Below are 18,941 nucleotides of genomic sequence, written 5' to 3' on the forward strand. Positions count from 1 at the left end.
GTGTTCAACACTAACTCCGCGACGATCAGGATGGCCAGACGCGAACGCCGCTCCGGCAACTTGCCTGAAGTGATACTATGGCGCGCATTGCGCCAGCGTCCCGGCGGTTTCAAATTTCGCCGCCAGCATCCGGTCGGCCCCTACAGTCTCGATTTCGCCTGCCTGTCCGCAAGGCTTGCCATCGAAATCGACGGCGAGGTTCATAATCGCGGCGATCAACCGGATAGCGACGCCGTCCGCGATGCCCATATGAGCGAGCGCGGGTTCGACACTCTCCGCATTCCCGCAAAGAAAGTCCTGCAATCTGTCGATACTGTCGTCATCGCCATCGTTTCCGCGTGCCGTGAGCGCCAACCCCTCCACCAGCCTTCGGCTGGTCCCCCTCCCCGTTCCGGGGAGGTAGAAGGACGTCTGCCATGATCCAATCCCTTCTCATCGCCAATCGCGGCGAAATCGCCTGTCGTATCATCCGCACGGCGCGGGCGATGGGCATTCGCACCGTTGCGGTCTATTCGGACGCTGACGCCGATGCCCTCCACGTCCGCGACGCCGACGAAGCGGTCCATATCGGCCCGTCGCCCGCGCGTGAATCCTATCTTGTCGGCGACCGCATCATCACCGCCGCCCGGCAAAGCGGCGCGCAGGCGATCCACCCCGGCTACGGCTTCCTGTCCGAAAACGCTGCCTTTGCGCAGGCGGTGATCGACGCGGGGTTGATCTGGGTCGGTCCCAACCCGTCCTCCATCACCGCGATGGGCCTGAAGGACGCGGCCAAGCAGTTGATGCAGGACGCTGGCGTTCCCACCACGCCGGGCTATCTGGGCGCGGACCAGTCGCCTGCACGTCTTGCCGCCGAAGCCGACGCCATCGGCTATCCTGTCCTGATCAAGGCAGTCGCGGGCGGCGGCGGCAAGGGGATGCGCAAGGTCGATGCGCCCGCCGATTTCGCCGACGCGCTTGCCTCGTGCCAGCGCGAAGCGGCGTCCAGTTTCGGCAACGACCATGTCCTGCTCGAAAAATGGGTCACCAACCCGCGCCATATCGAAGTGCAGGTGTTCGGGGACAGTCATGGCAATGTCGTCCATCTGTTCGAACGCGACTGCTCGCTCCAGCGCCGCCACCAAAAGGTGATCGAGGAAGCGCCTGCGCCGGGTATGGACGCGGCGACGCGCGAGGCGATCTGCTCCGCCGCCGTGCGCGCGGCACAAGCCGTCGATTATGTCGGCGCAGGGACGATCGAGTTCATCGCCGATGGCAGCGAAGGGCTGCGCGCGGACCGGATCTGGTTCATGGAAATGAACACCCGGTTGCAGGTCGAACATCCCGTGACGGAGGAAATCACTGGCGTCGATCTGGTCGAATGGCAATTGCTCGTCGCGTCGGGCGAACCGCTGCCCAAACAGCAGGATGCACTCGCCATCAATGGCTGGGCCATGGAAGCGCGGCTCTATGCCGAAGATCCGGCCAAGGGCTTCCTCCCCTCCATCGGTCGGCTCGACACTTTCGATCTGGGCGCGGGGTGCCGGATCGACACCGGGGTCGAACAGGGCGCGGATATTTCGCCCTTCTATGATCCGATGATCGCCAAGATGATCGCCCATGGCCCCACCCGTGAAGGCGCCCGCGCCACGCTCGCGGCGGCACTGGACGACAGCGCGATCTGGCCGGTCAGGACCAATGCCGGGTTTCTGGTGAAGGCGCTGGAGCATCCTGATTTTGTCGCCGCCCGGCTCGATACCGGGTTGATCGGGCGCGAAGGCGACGCGCTGATGCCAGCGCATCATCCCGATGCCGAAGCGTTGGCAGATGCGGCGGCGGCGTTGACGCCCGGTGGCGTGCTGGCGGGCTTCCGCCTCAACGCGCCGGTGCGGGCGCAGGCACCCTTTCTGCTCGACGGCGAAGCGGTAACGGTCGCCTTCGATCCCCGCGAAGGCGATGCGCGCGCGCTCGACGATGTGCTGATCGCGCAGGGTGGTCAGGTATGGCAAATGCAGCCATGGCGTGTGGACGGCGGCGCCTCCGCCACTGCCTCCGACGGCGCGATCCTTTCCCCCATGCCGGGGCGCATCATCGCCGTGTCGGTCGCGGCGGGCGACGCGGTGGTGAAGGGCCAGAAACTCGTCACATTGGAAGCGATGAAGATGGAACATAGCCTGACCGCACCCTTCGACGGGACGGTCGCGGAATTGAACGCCGCTGAAGGCGGTCAGGTGAGCGAAGGCACGCTGCTGGTGAAGATAGAGAAGGTCGAAAGCTAGGGTCGGAATCGTCTCCCTTCCTGCAAGGGCAGGCTATCGCATATGAAAACGTCCCACGTTCAATCGTCATGCTGAACTTGTTTCAGCATCCATTTCTCGTCACGAACAACTGCTTGGTGTGGAGAAATGGACCCTGAAACAAGTTCAGGGTGACGGTGAAAGAGGGCATGTTTCCATATGCGACAGCCCTGCCTGCAAGAGGAGGATCAGTTGAAGTTATTCGATCATAACGCATTGAAAAAACAAAATGATATGCCGCAAACCAAACCTCTGTTGCCCACTGTGCGACATTTCGCCTTTTCTCTATAACCCATTGAATACAAACAGAACTTCATAATCCCATAACAGCCACATGGACGAACTTTGTAAAGTTCCGAAACGACAGGAGCAAATCACGACATGGCCGGACGCTATTTCGACCAGTGGCAGATTGGCGACACGCTGATCCACGACATTCGCCGCACCGTGACGGAAACGGACAATGTCCTTTTCACCACCATGACCCACAACCCCCAACCGCTGCATCTGGACGCGGAATTCGCGAAGGCCAGCGAGTTCGGCCAGATTCTTGTCAATGGCACCTTCACCTTTGCGCTGATGATCGGACTGTCGGTGGGCGACACGACGCTTGGCACGCTGGTCGCCAATCTGGGTTATGACAAACTCGTCATGCCCAACCCCGTGTTCATCGGCGACACGCTGCGCTGCGAAAGCGACGTGAGCGACCTCAAGCCCAGCAAGTCCCGCCCCGGCGCGGGCATCGTCACCTTCACGCACCGGCTGCGCAATCAACGCGACCAGATCGTGTGCCAATGCCTGCGCATGGCCCTCCTCAACCGATCCCCTGAAGCCGCCAGCCCCGGTTGAACGACAGGCGCGTGCGCGAAAGCGGGGCGAGGTCGATCGCCAGCATCGCGCGCGGCGGCACGTCGAGGATATGGGCCAGTGCCGCGCGCACGACCATAGGATGGGTGATCGCGCACCACGTCCCGGCCAGCCCCGCGACATGATCGACCCACGGGCCGATCCGCTGCTGGACCTGCGCCATCGTCTCGCCGCCGGGCGCGCCGCTGGCGGGGTCGGCGATCCATTCCCGCAGCGCTTGCGGAGGCACGGCATCGAATGTTCGCCCGGTCCATTGGCCATGGTCGATCTCGACCAGCGCCGCTTCGACCGTAAAGGGCAATGCCATAGCCTGCCCCGTCTGTTGCGCCGCCAGCGCCGGGCTGCACCCGATCAGCGTCGCGCCAACATGATCGGCGCGTGCCGCATCGCGCCGCCCGCCCGCGTCCAGCGGTTCGTCCGGTCCGGCAAAGCCGCCGGTTCGGGCCATCCGCGTGGTCCCGGCGCAGATCAGGATGAGGGTGGTCGTCAGCATCGACTCCGGCAAGACAGGTTGACCCCGCCGCCCCGCCCGTCCAAAGAAGGGCCAGCGTCCATCAGGAAGAAGCCGGTGTAATTCCGGCGCGGTCGCGCCACTGTTATCGTCGTCGCCTGTCGCCGTCGAGAGCCAGACCTTCCTGCCGGACTCATTGATCTGCACGGGACGCGAAATCCCCAAAGGAGTATGACCATGGCGACCATTGCCGCATCGTTCGACGACGCTTTCATCCCCATTTCCGGCGGTAACGCCATCCCGCTGGACGACATCCTGCCCTGGGCGCTGTTCGGCACGCTGATCGCCACGATCTTTCTCTATTTCGTCAGCACCGAACAGGGTGCCTATGCGTTTTTCGATGGCATGTATGTCCATGAATATGTGCATGACGGTCGCCACCTCCTCGGCTTCCCCTGCCACTGACGCGCGGCCATGACGAAACAATTGCTGTGGCGCGGGATGCTGGTCGGCATCCTCGCGGCCCTTTTCGCCACGCTGTGCGCGCGCGTCCTTGCCGAACCGCAGGTCGACCTTGCCATCGCCTTTGAACATCGCGGTCACGCCGCTCACGCCACTCACGCCATGCCGGGCATGGACGATGAACTGGTCAGCCGCGCGACGCAGAAGGGCGCTGGCCTGCTCACCGCGATGACGCTTTACGGCGCGGCGGTCGGCGGCATCTTCTCGCTGGTGTTCGCTTATGGCTATGGCCGCGTCGCGCGCCTGGGACCGCGCAGCTTCGCGCTGTTGCTGGCATGGCTGGCCTTCGTGATCGTGGTGATCGTGCCGGGGATCAAATATCCCCAGACACCCCCTGCGGTCGGCAGCCACGACACGGTCGGCATCCGCACCGCCGCCTATTTCGCCATGATCGCCCTGTCGCTCGCCGCCGCTGTCGTTGCAGCCAGACTGCGGACCCAAATGCGGCGCAGCCTTAGCGCGTTCGATGCGACATTGGCCGCCATTGCCCTTTACGCTGGGCTGATGCTGCTCACCCAATGGCTGTTGCCCAGCGTCAACGAAGTGCCGGCCGACTTTCCCGCCACCCTGTTATGGGATTTCCGCGTCGCTTCCATCGCCACCCAAATGGTGCTGTGGAGCGGCATCGGCATCGCGTTCGGCTGGTCCGCCGAACGCCTGCTCCAGCGGCAGGGGCGATAGCTGCATAAAAGCCATTTGTAACCCGCCACGCCAGCCTCCATATGCGGGCGATGAGCCGAGCGCGGCCAGCGGAGACAGGCATGAGCGATTATGATTTCGACCTTTTCGTCATCGGTGCAGGGTCGGGCGGCGTGCGCGCGTCCCGCGTGGCGGCGGCCCATGGCGCAAAGGTTGCGGTGGCGGAGGAGTTTCGCGTCGGCGGCACCTGCGTCATTCGCGGCTGCGTGCCAAAGAAGCTGCTCATCTATGGCGCGCATTTCGCCGAGGATCTCAAAGATGCGCGGCGTTTCGGCTGGAACGTGCCGGATTGCGGTTTCGAATGGCAGACGTTGCGGGACAATGTGCTGGGGGAAGTCGACCGGCTGGAGGGGCTGTATCGCAACACGCTCGACAGCAACAAGGTCGAACTGATCGGTGAACGGGCGACGGTCGCCGGGCCGCATACCGTCAAGCTGGCGAGCGGGCGGGAAATCACGGCGAAATATATATTGGTGGCGACAGGTGCCTGGCCAGTCACCCCCGATGTCGAAGGCGCCGAACATGGCATCACGTCGAACGAGGTGTTCCATCTGGACGAATGCCCCAAACGCATCGTAATCGTCGGTGGCGGCTATATCGCCAATGAATTTGCCGGGATTTTCCATCAGCTGGGCAGCCATGTCACGATCGTCAACCGATCGTCCACGCTGCTGCGCGGCTATGATGAATCCATCCGCGATCGCCTGCTTCAGATTTCGACGGTGAAGGGCATCAATTTCCGCTTCAACGCGCAAATGGAGCGGATCGAAAAGGACAAGGACGGCTCGCTTCACGTCCATTTCAAGGATGGCGACCCGGTCAGTTGCGACGTGCTGATGTTCGCGACCGGCCGCACCCCCAATCTCGACGGGCTGGGCCTGGAATCCGCCGGGGTGGAACTAAGCGACAAGGGCGCGATCAAGGTCGACGATTATAGCCGCACCAGTTGCGAGAGCATCTATGCGGTGGGCGACGTGACCGACCGGCTGCAACTGACCCCCGTGGCGATCCGCGAAGGCCATGCCTTTGCCGACACGGTGTTCGGCGATAACCCACGGACTGTCGATTATGGCTGCGTGCCATCCGCCGTGTTCAGCCATCCCCCGCTCGCGGGCGTGGGCATGACCGAAGCGGAAGCCAAGAACCGGCTCGGCACGGTCAAGGTCTATACGTCCGACTTCCGGCCGATGAAAAATGTGCTGGCCGGGCGCGAAGAACGGGCGCTCTACAAGATGATCGTGGACGCCACGACCGACCGGGTCGTCGGCCTGCACATGATCGGCCCGGACGCGCCCGAAATCCTTCAGGCGGCGGCCATCGCGGTAAAGGCGGGCCTCACCAAGCAGGATTTCGACGACACCGTGGCCCTGCACCCCAGCATGGCGGAAGAACTGGTGCTGCTGAAATAGGGCGCAACAGCGATGTCGCAATGGGACGGGATAGACGAATTTATCGCCGTGGCGACGACGGGTTCCTTCTCGCGGGCGGCAAAGGCGATCCGCATGTCGCCCACGCATGTCAGCCGGGCGATCATCGCGCTGGAACAGCGGGTGCAGGCGCAGCTTTTCTTTCGCACCACACGCACGGTCCGCCTGACCGACACGGGCCGGGTCTTTTTCGAACGCTGCGCCCACATTGCGCAGGAACGGGACGAGGCCATTGCCCTGATCGGCGAGCAGGGCGAACCGCAGGGTGAATTGCGCGTCACTTGCTCGACCGCGATGGGCGAGCGTTTCGTCGCGCCGATCATCCGCCGTTTCGCCATGCACCATCCCCGGCTGAACGTGACGATAGACCTGTCGAACCGGGTCGTGGATCTGGTGGGGGAGGGCTATGATCTGGGCATCCGCACTGGCGCTGTGTCCGACCCGCGCGTCATCGCGCGGCGGGTGGCGTCGCGCACGCTCCACACCTGCGCTGCGCCAAGCTATCTGGCGCGGGCGGGCAAACCGGCGCGCGTCGATCAACTCGCGGCGCATGAACTGATCGTCGGCAGCAGCGACGCCTGGCATTTCCGCGTCGGCGATCAGGATGTGGCGCACTATCCGCGCGGGCGCTTCCGCTGCAACAGCGGCCATGCGGTGATGGAAGCCTGCATATCGGGACTGGGCATCTGCCAGTTGCCCGATTTCTACATCCTGCCTTATTTGCGGCATGGCATGGTCGACCTGATCCTGACCGATTGCCAGCCTGCGGATGAGCCGATCTGGGCCGTCTATCCCCAGCGCCAGCATCTTTCGCCCAAGGTGCGGGCGGTGGTGGAGATATTGGAACTGGAATTGTCGTCGGTCATCAACGCACGGGCGTAACGACTATGGACGCTGTGCATTAGCCCTTCTCACCTGTTGTACTAGATGGTACACGACGTTCGAGGATGCAAAGAAGGGCAAAGCCATGAAGACGTCGATCGCCACCGTTTCGGTCAGCGGGACACTGGACCAGAAGTTGCAGGCGATCGCCGCTGCCGGGTTCGACGGGGTGGAAATTTTCGAAAATGACCTGATCGGTTTCAATGGTTCACCGCGTGAAGTCGGCGCGATGATCCGCGACCATGGCCTGACCTGCACCCTGTTTCAGCCGTTCCGCGATTTCGAAGGGATGCCCGGCGACCTGCGCGCCAAGACGTTCGACCGGGCGGAGCGCAAATTCGACATCATGCAGGAATTGGGGACTGACCTCGTCCTCATCTGCTCCAACGTCTCGCCCCAGGCGCTGGGCGACCGGCAGCGGATCGTCGATGATTTCGCCGAACTTGGGCAGCGCGCGGACAAGCGCAACTTGCGCGTCGGCTATGAAGCCCTCGCCTGGGGGCGGCATGTGTTCGACCACCGCGATGCGTGGGAAATCGTCCGCACGGTCGATCATCCGGCCGTCGGCCTCATCCTCGACAGCTTCCACTCGCTCGCGCGCAAGGTGCCGACCGACTCGATCCTGACCATCGACCCGGCTAAGCTGTTCATCGTCCAGATTGCCGACGCCCCCGCGCTCGACATGGATTATCTCTACTGGAGCCGCCATTTCCGCAACATGCCGGGGCAGGGCGACCTGCCCATTGCCGACTATGTCCGCGCGCTGCTCGACATCGGCTATGCCGGGCCGTTGTCGCTGGAAATCTTCAACGACCGTTTCCGTGCAGGTTCCGCGTCCGGGGTCGCGCTCGATGGCTATCGTTCGCTGCGCATGGTGGAGGATGAAGCGCGCCGCCTGTCCGCCCGCGCGCCTGAAATCGCGCCCCGCGTCCCAATCGACGGCGTGGAATTCATCGAATTTGCGACCAGCGAAACCGAAGCGCCGATGCTGGAAACCATGCTGGGTGCCATGGGCTTTGCCAAGGTCGGCCGCCATGTGCGCAAAGCCGTGACTCGCTGGCGGCAGGGCGACATCAACCTGGTCGTCAATTGCGAGACGGAAGGGTTCGCGCATAGTCACGACATCGTCCACGGCGCATCGGTCTGTGCGCTGGGCCTGCGGGTCAGGGACGTACCGGCCGCGCTGGAGCGGGCCGCCGCGCTGCGCATCCCGCGTTTCGATCAGGCAGTGGCATCCGACGAAATGCAGATCCCCTCGGTGCGCGGGGTCGGTGGCAGCCTCATCTACTTCATCGAATCCGGCACGCAGGACGCGGTGTGGGACCGGGAGTTCGAACCGCTTGCCCCCGCCGACCAGCCCGGTGCCGGACTGGACCGGATCGACCATATCGCGCAGGCCATGGGCTATGAGGAGTTTCTGTCCTGGCTGCTTTATTATTTCGCCCTGTTCGACGTGACCAAGACGCCCCAGCTGGAAATTGCAGATCCCTTGGGTATCGTTCACAGCCAGGCGGTGGAATCGCCCGATCGTGGTTTCCGCGTCACGCTGAACGGATCGGCGGCGGCGCAAACGCTCTCCTCGCGCTTCCTGCACCATTATATGGGCGCGGGCGTGCAGCATATCGCCTTCATTTGCGACGATATATTTGCCGCGCGGGACGTCATGGTCGAACGCGGGCTGGAACTGCTCGACATTCCCGCCAACTATTATGACGATCTGGCTGCGCGTTTCAGTCTCGACCCGGATCTGGTCGCGCGGATGGCGGCGGGTAACATCCTCTACGACCGGATTGGCGATCAGGAATATTTCCAATTCTACAGCCGCGCCTTTGCCAAACGTTTCTTCTTCGAATTCGTCCAGCGGCGTGGCTATGATGGCTATGGTGCGGGCAATGCGACGATAAGGCTGGCGGCGCAGTCCCGTTTCCGGGCAGACATGCCCGCCTGACGACCGGCGGCAGGATTTGGACAAGGAGCGATAAAGAGTGGCAAAGGCGGTGCTGACGGCGATCGAGGGCGGGGCAAGCACGCGCGCGGTGGAGGCGGAGGAGACCCGGCGCAACATATTGGACGTGGCGACCCGCGAATTTGCCGACAAGGGATTGAGCGGCGCGCGGATCGACGAAATTGCCGAACGGACCAATTCGTCCAAGCGGATGATCTATTATTATTTCGGTGGCAAGGAAGGCCTGTATCGGGCCGTGCTGGAACGCGCCTATACCGCCGTGCGCGAAGTGGATGCAGCGGTGAAGCGCGACCATCTGACCCCCGACGCGGCGCTGCGCGACCTGATCACCACCACCTTCGACTATCATATCGAACATCCCGAATTCGTCCGGTTGGTGATGAACGAAAATATCCTGCGCGGCGCGCATATCGGCGAAGTTCCCGGCATCCGCGAACGCAACCGCCGGGTAATCGACAATTTGCGCGACGTCCTGGCGCAGGGCGTGGCCAGCGGCCATTTCCGCGAGGGCATCGACCCGGTCGAATTGCACATGACCATCAGCGCGCTGTGCTTCTACAATGTCTCCAACCGCTACACCTTCTCCTTCGGGTTCGATCGCGACATGTCCTCTGCAAAGGCGCTGGGCCGTCGCCGCATGTCGGTTATCGACATCATCGAAAGCTGGTGCCGCGCCTGACGCGCTGCGCGTTACGCCATCCAACTTCGCATCTTGTACTGGCGCACCAATCGCGATACCAATGAACGAAATAGTTAGCACATAATATAGCAGGAGAGGCCAATGCGCAAAGTTGCAGCCAGCATGATGGGCGTCATTCTTTTGGCTCTGGCGGCAGGAGCGGTTCCCGCCCATGCGCAATTGCCCTCCACCGCGCCAGAACCTGCGCTGGGCGATCCGATGCCCGACCGCCGCGTGACCTTTGCCAACGGCGTCACTGCCACCACCGACATCGCCTTTTCGACCATCCCCGGTTATCGCCCGATCACGCTCGACCTTTATCGCGCCGCCGATGCCAAGGGTCCGCAGCCACTCGTCATCTACATCCATGGCGGCGGCTGGATGGGCGGCCACACCCGCCAGTCGGGCGCGTTCAGCGATTTTCCCGCCGTCCTGTCCGCCCTCGCGGCAAAGGGCTATGTCGTCGCTTCGCTCGAATATCGCCTCTCGCTCGAAGCGCCCTTTCCCGCCGCGATCGACGATGTCCGCACCGCCATCCGCTTCCTCAAGGCCGGGGCGGCAGGCTATGGCATTGATGCGGCGCATGTCGGCGTCTGGGGTGGCTCTGCCGGGGGACAACTCGCGGCGCTCGCGGCCTTGCAATGTGGCGCAGCGCCCAGCGGATCGGACAAGAGTAACCCGACCCAGTCCGATTGCGTGCAGGCAGGGGTCGGCTGGTATGGCGTCTATGACTTTGCCTCCATGCCCGATGGCAACATGCCCCGCGCCGAAAATGCCTATCTCGACTGCACCAAGCCAGCCTGCCCGGCAGACCGCATCGCCGCCGCCAGTCCCGCCGCGCATGTCGATGGCCGCGACCCGCCGATGCTGCTGATCCATGGCACCGATGACAAGGTGGTGCCGGTGGAACAATCGCGCCTGCTGGCGGATCGGCTGAAGGCGGCGAAGGTGCCAGTCACGCTCGACATCATAACCGGCGTCGGCCACAGCTGGATCGGAGCCAATGCCGATGCGACCCGTGCCGCCTCGCTCCGTGCGCTCGACCTGACCTTCGGCTTTTTCGACACGCATCTGAAAGGTCGCCACTGATGCGCGGCCTGCGCGCTGCGCTGGCGCTCTGCCTGCCGCTGATCGTCGCTAGCACCGCCATGGCACAGGTCGTTCAGGCCAGCGCAGGTGTGCCGGTGAAGACGCAGGCGGGGCTTGTCGGCGGTATCACTCTGCCATCGGGCGTGCGCGCCTGGCTGGGCGTGCCGTTCGCTGCGCCGCCGGTGCGCGACCTGCGCTGGCGCGACCCACGTCCGGTCGCGGCATGGACGGGCGTGTGGAACGCGGATCGCCCCGCGCCGGAATGTATCCAGCCGCTGCGGGGCCGGTCGATCAACCATTATTTCGGTGAGGAGGCGACCAGTGAGGATTGCCTCTACCTCAACATATGGGCGCCCGCCCAGCCCGCACCACCGGGGAAACCCTATCCTGTGGTCGCCTGGATCTATGGCGGCGCGTTCAATGTCGGCTCGGCTTCCATGGCCAATTATTCGGGCGAACCGCTTGCTGCCGAGGGGGTGGTCTATGTCGCCCTTTCCTATCGCGTCGGCGCTCTGGGTTTCCTCGCCCACCCCGGATTGACCGCCGAAGGCGCAGGCCATTCGGGCAATTACGGGCTGAAGGATCAGGTTGCTGGCCTGCAATGGATTCAAAGCAATATCAAAGGCTTCGGGGGTGATCCAGCCAATGTGACAGTGGTGGGCCAATCGGCGGGGTCTATGTCCATCTCGCTGTTGCAATCCAGCCCCGTCGCGCGCGGATTATTCCATCGCGTCGTCGGCATGAGCGGGTCCAGTTTCGGCGACCTGATGGCCCCTGCACCGCTGGCCGACGCCGAACAGGAAGGCGTCGCCCTGCAACAGGCATTGGGTGCAGATTCGATCGAGGGGATGCGTGATATTCCAGCCGATCGCCTGATCGCCTTGGCGGCGGGCGTCCCCCGCCGACCGATCGTGCTGGACGGGCAGTTGCTGGCGTTGGCCCCGCCCGCCAGCTTCGCCGCGCGCCAGCAGAATGACGTGGCCGCGATGATCGGCTTCACCCGCGACGAAAGTTTCCGCTCGCTGGGGCCAATCAACAGTCCCGCCGATTTCGAAGCGGCTGTGCGCAAGGCGTTCCCCGCCAATGCCGCACAAATCCTGAAACGCTATCCCGCCGCCACCGACGAAGCGGCCCGCCGCGCCGCCCGCGACCTGCAACGCGACGCCAGCGTCGGATCGCAAATGGCCGAATGGGCAGGGGCGCAGGCAGCATCGGGTAGGGCGCCCGTCTATCCCTATTTCTTCACCCGCGTGCATCCCTACACGCCCGGCATCAGCTTTGCGGATCATGACCCCGCAACGGTCGGTTCATACCACACCGCCGACGTGCCATATTGGCTCGGCACGCTCGACAGCCTCAACCGTTTCCGCACCACCCGCGACTGGAGCGCGGACGACCGGGCTTTGTCGGCGCAGATGATGGATGCGCTGCTGTCCTTTGCCCGCACCGGCAATCCGGGTAGCGGCTGGCCCGTCTATGGGGACAAGGCACCCCGGATGCGGTTGCTGGGGCAGGGTGGCGGCACGATCGCCTGGCCGCATCATGACGACCTGCCTTTGCTTGTGGGCGCTCCTGTCGCACCACCACCCGCACCGGGACGCCCCAATGTTCGCGATTGACGTCGCCCTGTCGCGGCGGAGCATGATGCTCTCTGGCGGCGCGCTTGCGCTCGCCTGGCCCGCTGCCGCCCGCTCGGCGTCCGACACGCCGGGGCTGGAATTCGTCTATGAAGCCATCGTCACGCTGGAACCGACGATCGAGATCGGCGCGACCCCGCTCGGCACCCGTCGCCGCATCCCTATCACGGGCGGCCATTTTTCCGGGCCGGACATTCGCGGAACAATATTGTCGGGCGGTGCGGACTGGCAGTTGCAGCGCAAGGACGACTGGACCGTTATCGAAGCGGATTATATGATGCGCGCCGACGATGGCGCGCTGATCCATGTCCGCAATGTCGGCCTGACGAACAGCCGCGTTGCAGGCGCAAAGCAGCGCTACCTGCGCACCGTCCCGACCTTCGAAGCGCCCGATGGTCCCCATGCCTGGCTCAATCAGGCGATCTTCGTCGGCACATTGGGGCCGCCGCCTGATGATGCGCCCAAGCCATCGGTGCGCATCCGCGTCTATCGCGTCACATGATCCGCCCCGGTGCGGTCGCGGCACTGGCGCTGCTGACGCAGGGCTGCGCAACTACGCCCGCGCCACAAGCGGATAGCTGCGCGCCCACCGCGCAATTTGCGTTCATCTGCGGCGCGACAAAGCCCGAAGATCTGGCCCGCATCCCCGGCACGCCATGGCTGATCGCCAGCGGCTTTTCGACCGGCGCTGGCCTGAAACTGGTCGATACGCAGCGTCGCACCGCAACGCTCTGGTATCGCGGTCGCCCGGATCAGGCCGACCCCGAACCGGCCCAGACCGATTGCGCCAGCCCGCCCGATCCCGCCCTTTTCACGGCCAGGGGGATCAGCCTGCGCGTCCTGTCTCCGGGCAAGGCGCAGTTGCTGGTCGTCAACCATGGCGGACGCGAAGCGATCGAGCGGTTCGCTGTCGATTTCAGCCGACCCGACGCCGCACCCATATTACGCTGGCAGGGGTGCCTGCTCATGCCGCCGGGGCAGGTCGCCAACAGCGTTGCCTCCTATGCCGATGGCACAGTGCTGGCCAGCGTGCTGACGCGACCCGGCACCAGCATCACCTATTTCGTGGCTGGCCGCATCACGGGCGGCGTTTATCAGCGCGCACCGGGCGAAGCGGCCTTCCGCCTGCTGCCCGGCACCGCATTGCCCGGCAATAATGGCCTGGAAACCGCGCGCGACGACAGCGGCTTCTATGTCGTCGCCTTCGGGTTGCGTCAGGTCGTCGCCTATGGCCGCCATGATACGCGCGAACCGCTCTGGCGCATCACTGCGCCCGAATTCATGCCCGATAATATCCACTGGGATGGCGACCGGCTGATCCTGGCGGGAATGGTGCGCGACGAGCCGTCCTGCGGCGGCGTGCGGCGGATCGTTAACGGAGTGGCCGACGGTATGGCCTGCCATCGCGGCTATGCCGTGGCCCAACTCAACCCGGAAAATCGCCATATTTCGCTGATCGCCTATGGCCCGCCTGACCCGCAATATAGCGGCGTATCGGCAGCGGTTCTGATGGGTAAGGCGCTCTGGCTCGGCTCCTTTCAGGCCGACCGGATCGCCGTGCGCGACTTGCATTATATCGCTCCGTAAATTTGAAGTAACTAGTTAGTACATTTCACTTGCAGCCGTCGCATCGAGGGCTTAAAGCGATTCTGGCGATCGGAAACCAATACCGACGCTTTGGGGAGGAGGGCCGCTGATGGGACAGCGTTATATTCATATCCTGAACGGGCCTAACCTGAACTTGCTTGGCGTTCGGGAGCCTGCGATCTACGGCCACGAAACGCTGGCCGATGTGGAAGCCGCGTGCCGCGCAGAAGCGCAGGCCGCCGGACTGGACATTCTGTTTCACCAAAGCAACGCCGAACATGATCTGGTCGGCTGGCTGCATCAGGCGCGCGTCGGCGCAGTGGGCATCATCATCAATCCCGCTGCCTTTTCCTATGCGGGCTATGCCATATTGGATGCGCTCAAAATGTGCGAATGCCCGATCGTGGAGGTTCATATTTCCAACATCCATCGCCGCGAAGCGGAATGGCGTTCCCGCTCGATCATGACGCAGGTCGTGACTGGCATCATTTCGGGCCTTGGTGTCGATGGCTATGCGCTTGCCGTCCGCCATCTGGTGAAACTGGACCAGCGGCAGGTCGCGGCATGACCGGCATCGCCCAGATCCGCCCGACAAAGGCACGTCTTGGCGTGCTGGGCCTTATCAGCGTAGCGACCTTGCTCAACTATATGGATCGCGCCGTCATGGGCGTCGCGGCACCATCCCTGACGCAGGAACTCAAGATTTCGCCCGAACTTATGGGCGTCCTTTTTTCCGCCTTTTCATGGACCTATGCCGCTGCACAGATTCCCGGCGGCATCGTGCTGGACCGGCTCGGCACCCGCATCACCTATGCCGGGTCGCTGATCCTGTGGTCCTTCTTCACGCTGCTCCACGGGCTGGCGGGCAATGTCGCGATGCTGTTCGGCTTTCGTCTCGCGCTCGGCATATCCGAAGCGCCCTGCTACCCCTGCAACAGCCGTATCCTGAGCAGCTGGTTCCCACAGCAGGAACGCGCCCGCGCCAACGCGGTCTATGCCGTGGGCCAATATGCCGGCCTCGCTTTTTTCAGCCCCATTCTGTTCTGGGTCGTGGGCAGCCTGGGCTGGCGCGCCCTGTTCATCATTGCGGGCGGCGCAGGTCTGGCTTTTGGCCTGCTGATGTATGCCCGCTATCGCGATCCGCAGCATAGCGACCGCGTCAACGCAGCCGAACTGGAACATATTCGTGCCGGTGGTGGCCTTGCCGATGCCGCTTCGTCCGCGCCAGTCGCCTTCTCCTGGTCCAATGTTCGTAAACTTATGTCGCAGCGCCAGATTCTCGGCGCGTCGATCGGCCAGTTTTGCGGCAATTCGACACTGGTGTTTTTTCTGACCTGGTTCCCCACCTATCTGGCGACCGAACGGGGCATGGACTGGCTGAAATCGGGTACTTTCGCCGTGCTGCCCTATATCGCTGCTTCCGTCGGCGTATTGTTGGGCGGCTATGTGTCGGACATGCTGGTTCGCCGCACCGGGTCCGCCAATATCGGTCGCAAGCTGCCGATCGTCGTCGGCCTGCTGCTGGCGTCCACCATCGTCGCGGCCAATTTCGTTGAGAGCAACACGCTGGTCATTGCCATCATGTCGGTTGCTTTCTTCGGGCAGGGGATGGTCAATCTGGGCTGGACGCTGATTTCCGATGTCGCGCCGCGCCAATATATCGGCCTGACCGGGGGGGTGTTCAATCTGTGCGCGAATCTGGCGGGCATCGTGACGCCCATCGTGGTCGGCGTGATCGTGGGCCAGACCGGCTCCTTCTACGGCGCGCTCGGGTTCATCGGCCTGCTCGCCCTGATCGGTGCGGCGTCCTATATATTCATCGTGGGGGATGTGAAGCGGGTGGAGATGGACTGACCCGGTCCGACAGGATTTCAGTATTTTTTCATGAACGAACTAGTTAGTAATAAAAAGGGAGGATGAAAATGAAGGGATTATTTCGTGGGGATCTGCGCCGCAGCCTGAAACAAGGCGCGTCCGCAACCGCATTGACACTCGCCGCATTCGCTGCGCCCGCCATAGCGCAGGATAGTGCCGCCGCGCCGCAGGCCGAAGAACAGCCCGCCGCCGCCGATATTGTCGTGACCGGGTCACTCATCGCACGGCCGAACAATGTCGCTGTCAGCCCCATCGTCACCGTGTCCGATGAACTGGTCCAGCAGAGCGGCCAGATCACGCTGGAAGATTCGCTGAACCAGCTGCCCGGCTTCACCCCTTCGGGCAATGCAGGCACCGGCGGCCAGGGCAGCGGCGGTCGCGCCACGCTCAACTTGCGCGGCCTGGGTTCCAACCGCAACCTCATCCTGCTCGACGGTCGCCGCCTGCCGCTGTCGGACATTAACGGCAATGTCGATATCAACATCCTCCCTGAATCCATCATCGGTTCGGTCGATGTCATCACTGGCGGCGCATCGGCCATTTATGGCTCCGACGCCATGTCGGGTGTCGTCAATTTCAAGACGGACCGTTATTTTGACGGCGTGCGCGCCGACATTCAAAACGGCAACAGCTTCCGTGGCGACTATGGCAAATTCAACGCTTCGCTGGCGCTGGGAACCAAATTCGCCAATGATCGCGGCCGTTTGATGCTGGCGCTCAGCTATGCCAATCGCGATCCGCTGTCGGGGTCGCAGCGTGACTTCTTCGCCAATCGCGTGCCTTCCTCCTTCATCGGCACTGGCGCCTTCGTTCCCGACGCGCTCAACCTGCCTACGCAGGCGGCGCTTGGCACGGTGTTCGGTCGCTATGGCGTAACCACGCCAATCAACCGCACGCTCAACCTGGGCTTCAACAATGACGGCACGCTGTTCGTGCAGACCGGCGCAGTCAATTATCGCGGTCCCACCACTGACGGCTATGCCGTGATCGGCAACAATGTCCGTATGCCGGTCGGCCCGCAGCTTCAGGTTCTCAACGCCTTCGAACGCAAGTCCGCCTTCGCCAAGGGTGAATTCGACCTGACTGAGGATCTGACCGCTTATGGCCAGTTCCTGTTCGTCGATTCCACCGTCACCACCGAAAGCGGCGGCAGCCTGACGCAGTTTGCGCCGTTCACGACCATTCCCGTCACCAACCCCTTCGTCCCGGCGGACCTGCGCACGCTGCTCGCTTCGCGCACCAATGCCGCCGCGCCTTTCCGCTGGAGCGCGCGCTATGTCGGCATCCCCGACAAGGGCTGGGACGAAAACTATACCGTCCAGCAATATCTGGGTGGCTTGAAGGGCGGCATTGCCGGTTCGTGGAAGTTCGACGCCTTCGTGTCCTACGACCAGACCGTCCATGATCAGGCGATGTTCAACGCGGTGCTGAAATCGCGGGTCCAGACGCTGCTCAATGCAGCGGACGGTGGCCGGTCGATCTGTTCGGGTGGCTTCAACCCGTTCGGCATCACCAATGCGACCAGCCTGTCGCAGGCCTGCGTCGATTATATGACCGCCACGGTCAACAGCAAGGAACGGCTGACCCAGACCCAGGTGCAGGCGCAGGTCAACGGCCCGCTGTTCAACCTGCCCGCAGGCCCGGTTCAGCTTGCGTTGCTCGGTGGCTATCGCAAGAATAGCTACCGTTTCGATCCCAGCCCCGATCTGGTGTTGAACAATATCGAAGCCGTAGTCGGATCAAACCCTGCGCGCGGTGGCATCAGCGTCAAGGAATTTGCCGCACAGATCGACGTGCCATTGCTCACCGACAAACCCTTCTTCCGCGATCTGGGCGTCGGCGCAGCCTTCCGCTATTCGGACTACAACCCGACCGGCGGGGTCAAGAGCTTCGAATTTGACGGCCGGTGGAAGCCATTCGACGCGCTGCTGATCCGTGGCAGCTATCAACGCGCGGTCCGTGCGCCCAACATCGGCGAACTCTTCTCGCCGGTCACGGGTTCGCAGCTGGCCATCGGCACGCCGCCGGTTGCCATCGGCGATCCATGCGATGTTCGCTCCACCGCCCGCACCGGCAGCAACGGGACGCAGGTCCGCGCGCTGTGCCTGGCGCAGGGCATTCCGGGCGCGGCTATCGACGCCTATCAGTTCCCGACCACGGCGACCGGCGGCAACATTCAGGGCAATTCGGGCCTGACCCCGGAAAAGGCCAATACGTTCAATATCGGCTTCGTCCTCAACCCCAACTTCTCGTCGCCCTGGTTGTCGGGCTTCTCGATGTCGGTCGATTATTACAATATCAAGATCCGCAACGTCATTTCGACCATCAACGGCCTGACCGTGCTGGCCAAATGCTATAATCTGGACGGCACCAACCCCAGCTATGCGGCCAGCAACGAATTCTGCAAGCTGGTACAGCGCGATACGACCGGCGAGCTGGTGGCGATCGCCCAGCCTTATCTGAACCTTGGCGCACTCGACACCGATGGCTTGGATGTTCAGCTCAACTGGTCGCTCAAACTGGCCGAAGCGGGCATTGGCGATGGTTCGGGGCGCATCTATGCGTCCTCGGCGATTGGCTGGCTCAACCATTACAAGATCCAGACCCTGCCCGGCAGTGTCGCGCAGGATTTTGTCGGCACCAGCACGCCGGGCCGTCCACTGCCGACATGGAAAGCGCTGACGACCGTTGGTTATAATAGCGACGTGTTCGGCATCGGTATGCGCTGGCGCTATCAGGGCAAGCTGCGGGACATCAGCGCAATCACCAGCCCCACGGCGGAACAGGTCGGGGTCAAGCCCTACAATTTGTTCGACATCTTCTCGACCGTGGACGTGACCAAGGAAGTGCAGTTCCGCGCAGGCATCACCAACCTGTTCGACAAGGCTATCCCCTTCGTCGCCAGCTCGCAGAACGGCACGGACGCTGGCACGTATGACATGGTCGGCCGGTCCTTCTATGTCGGCGCGAAGTTCAACTTCTAG

17 protein-coding genes and 1 riboswitch are annotated in these 18,941 nt (G+C 63.1%); of the genes, 16 read left to right on the forward strand and 1 reads right to left on the reverse strand.

What is annotated here, in order from left to right; all coding sequences use genetic code 11:
* The first annotated feature begins 30 nt into the window (after positions 1-30).
* From SPBM01_RS15460 to SPBM01_RS15470, 3 genes are all read left to right on the forward strand, one after another.
* A complete protein-coding gene (locus SPBM01_RS15460) occupies positions 31-420 on the forward strand; it encodes an endonuclease domain-containing protein (RefSeq protein WP_188062510.1) in 390 nt (129 codons plus the stop codon).
* A complete protein-coding gene (locus SPBM01_RS15465) occupies positions 417-2,258 on the forward strand; it encodes an acetyl/propionyl/methylcrotonyl-CoA carboxylase subunit alpha (RefSeq protein ID WP_188062511.1) in 1,842 nt (613 codons plus the stop codon). The genes SPBM01_RS15460 and SPBM01_RS15465 overlap by 4 nt, the downstream gene beginning before the upstream one ends.
* 399 nt (positions 2,259-2,657) lie before the next feature.
* Entirely contained in the window at positions 2,658-3,125 is a 468-nt protein-coding gene (locus SPBM01_RS15470; RefSeq protein WP_188062512.1) for a MaoC family dehydratase, read from the forward strand.
* On the opposite strand, the gene SPBM01_RS15475 is transcribed toward SPBM01_RS15470, so the two are convergent.
* Complete coding sequence (locus tag SPBM01_RS15475) at positions 3,091-3,636, reverse strand: histidine phosphatase family protein (protein ID WP_188062513.1); 546 nt, start codon at positions 3,634-3,636, stop codon at positions 3,091-3,093. The two genes, SPBM01_RS15470 and SPBM01_RS15475, sit on opposite strands and share 35 nt — an antisense overlap.
* A 30-nt stretch (positions 3,637-3,666) precedes the next feature.
* Positions 3,667-3,797, forward strand: a riboswitch (cobalamin riboswitch).
* A gap of 34 nt (positions 3,798-3,831) precedes the next feature.
* Between SPBM01_RS15475 and SPBM01_RS15480 the strand changes: the two genes are divergently transcribed.
* The 13 genes from SPBM01_RS15480 to SPBM01_RS15540 all read left to right on the forward strand — a co-directional run bounded on the left by SPBM01_RS15480 (position 3,832) and on the right by SPBM01_RS15540 (position 18,941).
* Positions 3,832-4,059, forward strand: coding sequence for a CbtB domain-containing protein (locus tag SPBM01_RS15480; protein ID WP_188062514.1), 228 nt, complete (start codon positions 3,832-3,834; stop codon positions 4,057-4,059).
* A gap of 9 nt (positions 4,060-4,068) precedes the next feature.
* Positions 4,069-4,797 carry a CbtA family protein gene (locus SPBM01_RS15485; RefSeq protein WP_188062515.1) on the forward strand — a complete coding sequence of 243 codons (729 nt, stop codon included), beginning with the start codon at positions 4,069-4,071 and terminating at the stop codon, positions 4,795-4,797.
* An 80-nt stretch (positions 4,798-4,877) separates the two neighbouring features.
* Positions 4,878-6,224 carry a glutathione-disulfide reductase gene (gene gor / locus SPBM01_RS15490; RefSeq protein ID WP_188062516.1) on the forward strand — a complete coding sequence of 449 codons (1,347 nt, stop codon included), beginning with the start codon at positions 4,878-4,880 and terminating at the stop codon, positions 6,222-6,224.
* A 12-nt stretch (positions 6,225-6,236) separates the two neighbouring features.
* On the forward strand, positions 6,237-7,124 hold the full coding sequence (locus SPBM01_RS15495; RefSeq protein ID WP_188062517.1) for a LysR family transcriptional regulator: 888 nt from the start codon (positions 6,237-6,239) through the stop codon (positions 7,122-7,124).
* A gap of 85 nt (positions 7,125-7,209) precedes the next feature.
* A complete protein-coding gene (locus tag SPBM01_RS15500; protein ID WP_188062518.1) occupies positions 7,210-9,072 on the forward strand; it encodes a bifunctional sugar phosphate isomerase/epimerase/4-hydroxyphenylpyruvate dioxygenase family protein in 1,863 nt (620 codons plus the stop codon).
* A gap of 37 nt (positions 9,073-9,109) precedes the next feature.
* Positions 9,110-9,769 (forward strand): TetR family transcriptional regulator, encoded by a 660-nt coding sequence (locus SPBM01_RS15505; protein ID WP_262504203.1) that lies wholly within the window; start codon positions 9,110-9,112, stop codon positions 9,767-9,769.
* A gap of 102 nt (positions 9,770-9,871) precedes the next feature.
* Positions 9,872-10,858, forward strand: a complete 987-nt coding sequence (locus SPBM01_RS15510) for an alpha/beta hydrolase (RefSeq protein ID WP_262504204.1) — start codon at positions 9,872-9,874, stop codon at positions 10,856-10,858.
* Positions 10,858-12,477, forward strand: coding sequence for a carboxylesterase/lipase family protein (locus SPBM01_RS15515; protein ID WP_262504205.1), 1,620 nt, complete (start codon positions 10,858-10,860; stop codon positions 12,475-12,477). The genes SPBM01_RS15510 and SPBM01_RS15515 overlap by 1 nt, the downstream gene beginning before the upstream one ends.
* On the forward strand, positions 12,464-12,997 hold the full coding sequence (locus SPBM01_RS15520; RefSeq protein WP_262504206.1) for a DUF3237 domain-containing protein: 534 nt from the start codon (positions 12,464-12,466) through the stop codon (positions 12,995-12,997). The genes SPBM01_RS15515 and SPBM01_RS15520 overlap by 14 nt, the downstream gene beginning before the upstream one ends.
* A complete protein-coding gene (locus SPBM01_RS15525; RefSeq protein ID WP_188062519.1) occupies positions 12,994-14,082 on the forward strand; it encodes a hypothetical protein in 1,089 nt (362 codons plus the stop codon). Before SPBM01_RS15520 ends, SPBM01_RS15525 begins: the two co-directional genes overlap by 4 nt.
* Before the next feature lie 109 nt (positions 14,083-14,191).
* Entirely contained in the window at positions 14,192-14,650 is a 459-nt protein-coding gene (locus SPBM01_RS15530) for a type II 3-dehydroquinate dehydratase (RefSeq protein ID WP_188062520.1), read from the forward strand.
* A complete protein-coding gene (locus tag SPBM01_RS15535) occupies positions 14,647-15,936 on the forward strand; it encodes an MFS transporter (RefSeq protein ID WP_188062521.1) in 1,290 nt (429 codons plus the stop codon). Before SPBM01_RS15530 ends, SPBM01_RS15535 begins: the two co-directional genes overlap by 4 nt.
* Positions 15,937-16,004: 68 nt before the next feature.
* Positions 16,005-18,941, forward strand: a complete 2,937-nt coding sequence (locus SPBM01_RS15540; protein ID WP_262504207.1) for a TonB-dependent receptor domain-containing protein — start codon at positions 16,005-16,007, stop codon at positions 18,939-18,941.

The organism is Sphingobium sp. KCTC 72723 (assembly GCF_014280435.1).
In the GTDB taxonomy this organism is placed as follows: Bacteria; Pseudomonadota; Alphaproteobacteria; order Sphingomonadales; family Sphingomonadaceae; genus Sphingobium.

What these genes read in the sequence shown, in the direction of transcription:
- SPBM01_RS15460 (WP_188062510.1), top strand. Translation starts at nt 31, where the DNA reads ATGGCCAGACGCGAACGCCGCTCCGGCAACTTGCCTGAAGTGATACTA.
- SPBM01_RS15465 (WP_188062511.1), top strand. Translation starts at nt 417, where the DNA reads ATGATCCAATCCCTTCTCATCGCCAATCGCGGCGAAATCGCCTGTCGT.
- SPBM01_RS15470 (WP_188062512.1), top strand. Translation starts at nt 2,658, where the DNA reads ATGGCCGGACGCTATTTCGACCAGTGGCAGATTGGCGACACGCTGATC.
- SPBM01_RS15475 (WP_188062513.1), bottom strand. Translation starts at nt 3,636, where the DNA reads ATGCTGACGACCACCCTCATCCTGATCTGCGCCGGGACCACGCGGATG.
- SPBM01_RS15480 (WP_188062514.1), top strand. Translation starts at nt 3,832, where the DNA reads ATGGCGACCATTGCCGCATCGTTCGACGACGCTTTCATCCCCATTTCC.
- SPBM01_RS15485 (WP_188062515.1), top strand. Translation starts at nt 4,069, where the DNA reads ATGACGAAACAATTGCTGTGGCGCGGGATGCTGGTCGGCATCCTCGCG.
- gor (WP_188062516.1), top strand. Translation starts at nt 4,878, where the DNA reads ATGAGCGATTATGATTTCGACCTTTTCGTCATCGGTGCAGGGTCGGGC.
- SPBM01_RS15495 (WP_188062517.1), top strand. Translation starts at nt 6,237, where the DNA reads ATGTCGCAATGGGACGGGATAGACGAATTTATCGCCGTGGCGACGACG.
- SPBM01_RS15500 (WP_188062518.1), top strand. Translation starts at nt 7,210, where the DNA reads ATGAAGACGTCGATCGCCACCGTTTCGGTCAGCGGGACACTGGACCAG.
- SPBM01_RS15510 (WP_262504204.1), top strand. Translation starts at nt 9,872, where the DNA reads ATGCGCAAAGTTGCAGCCAGCATGATGGGCGTCATTCTTTTGGCTCTG.
- SPBM01_RS15515 (WP_262504205.1), top strand. Translation starts at nt 10,858, where the DNA reads ATGCGCGGCCTGCGCGCTGCGCTGGCGCTCTGCCTGCCGCTGATCGTC.
- SPBM01_RS15520 (WP_262504206.1), top strand. Translation starts at nt 12,464, where the DNA reads ATGTTCGCGATTGACGTCGCCCTGTCGCGGCGGAGCATGATGCTCTCT.
- SPBM01_RS15525 (WP_188062519.1), top strand. Translation starts at nt 12,994, where the DNA reads ATGATCCGCCCCGGTGCGGTCGCGGCACTGGCGCTGCTGACGCAGGGC.
- SPBM01_RS15530 (WP_188062520.1), top strand. Translation starts at nt 14,192, where the DNA reads ATGGGACAGCGTTATATTCATATCCTGAACGGGCCTAACCTGAACTTG.
- SPBM01_RS15535 (WP_188062521.1), top strand. Translation starts at nt 14,647, where the DNA reads ATGACCGGCATCGCCCAGATCCGCCCGACAAAGGCACGTCTTGGCGTG.
- SPBM01_RS15540 (WP_262504207.1), top strand. Translation starts at nt 16,005, where the DNA reads ATGAAGGGATTATTTCGTGGGGATCTGCGCCGCAGCCTGAAACAAGGC.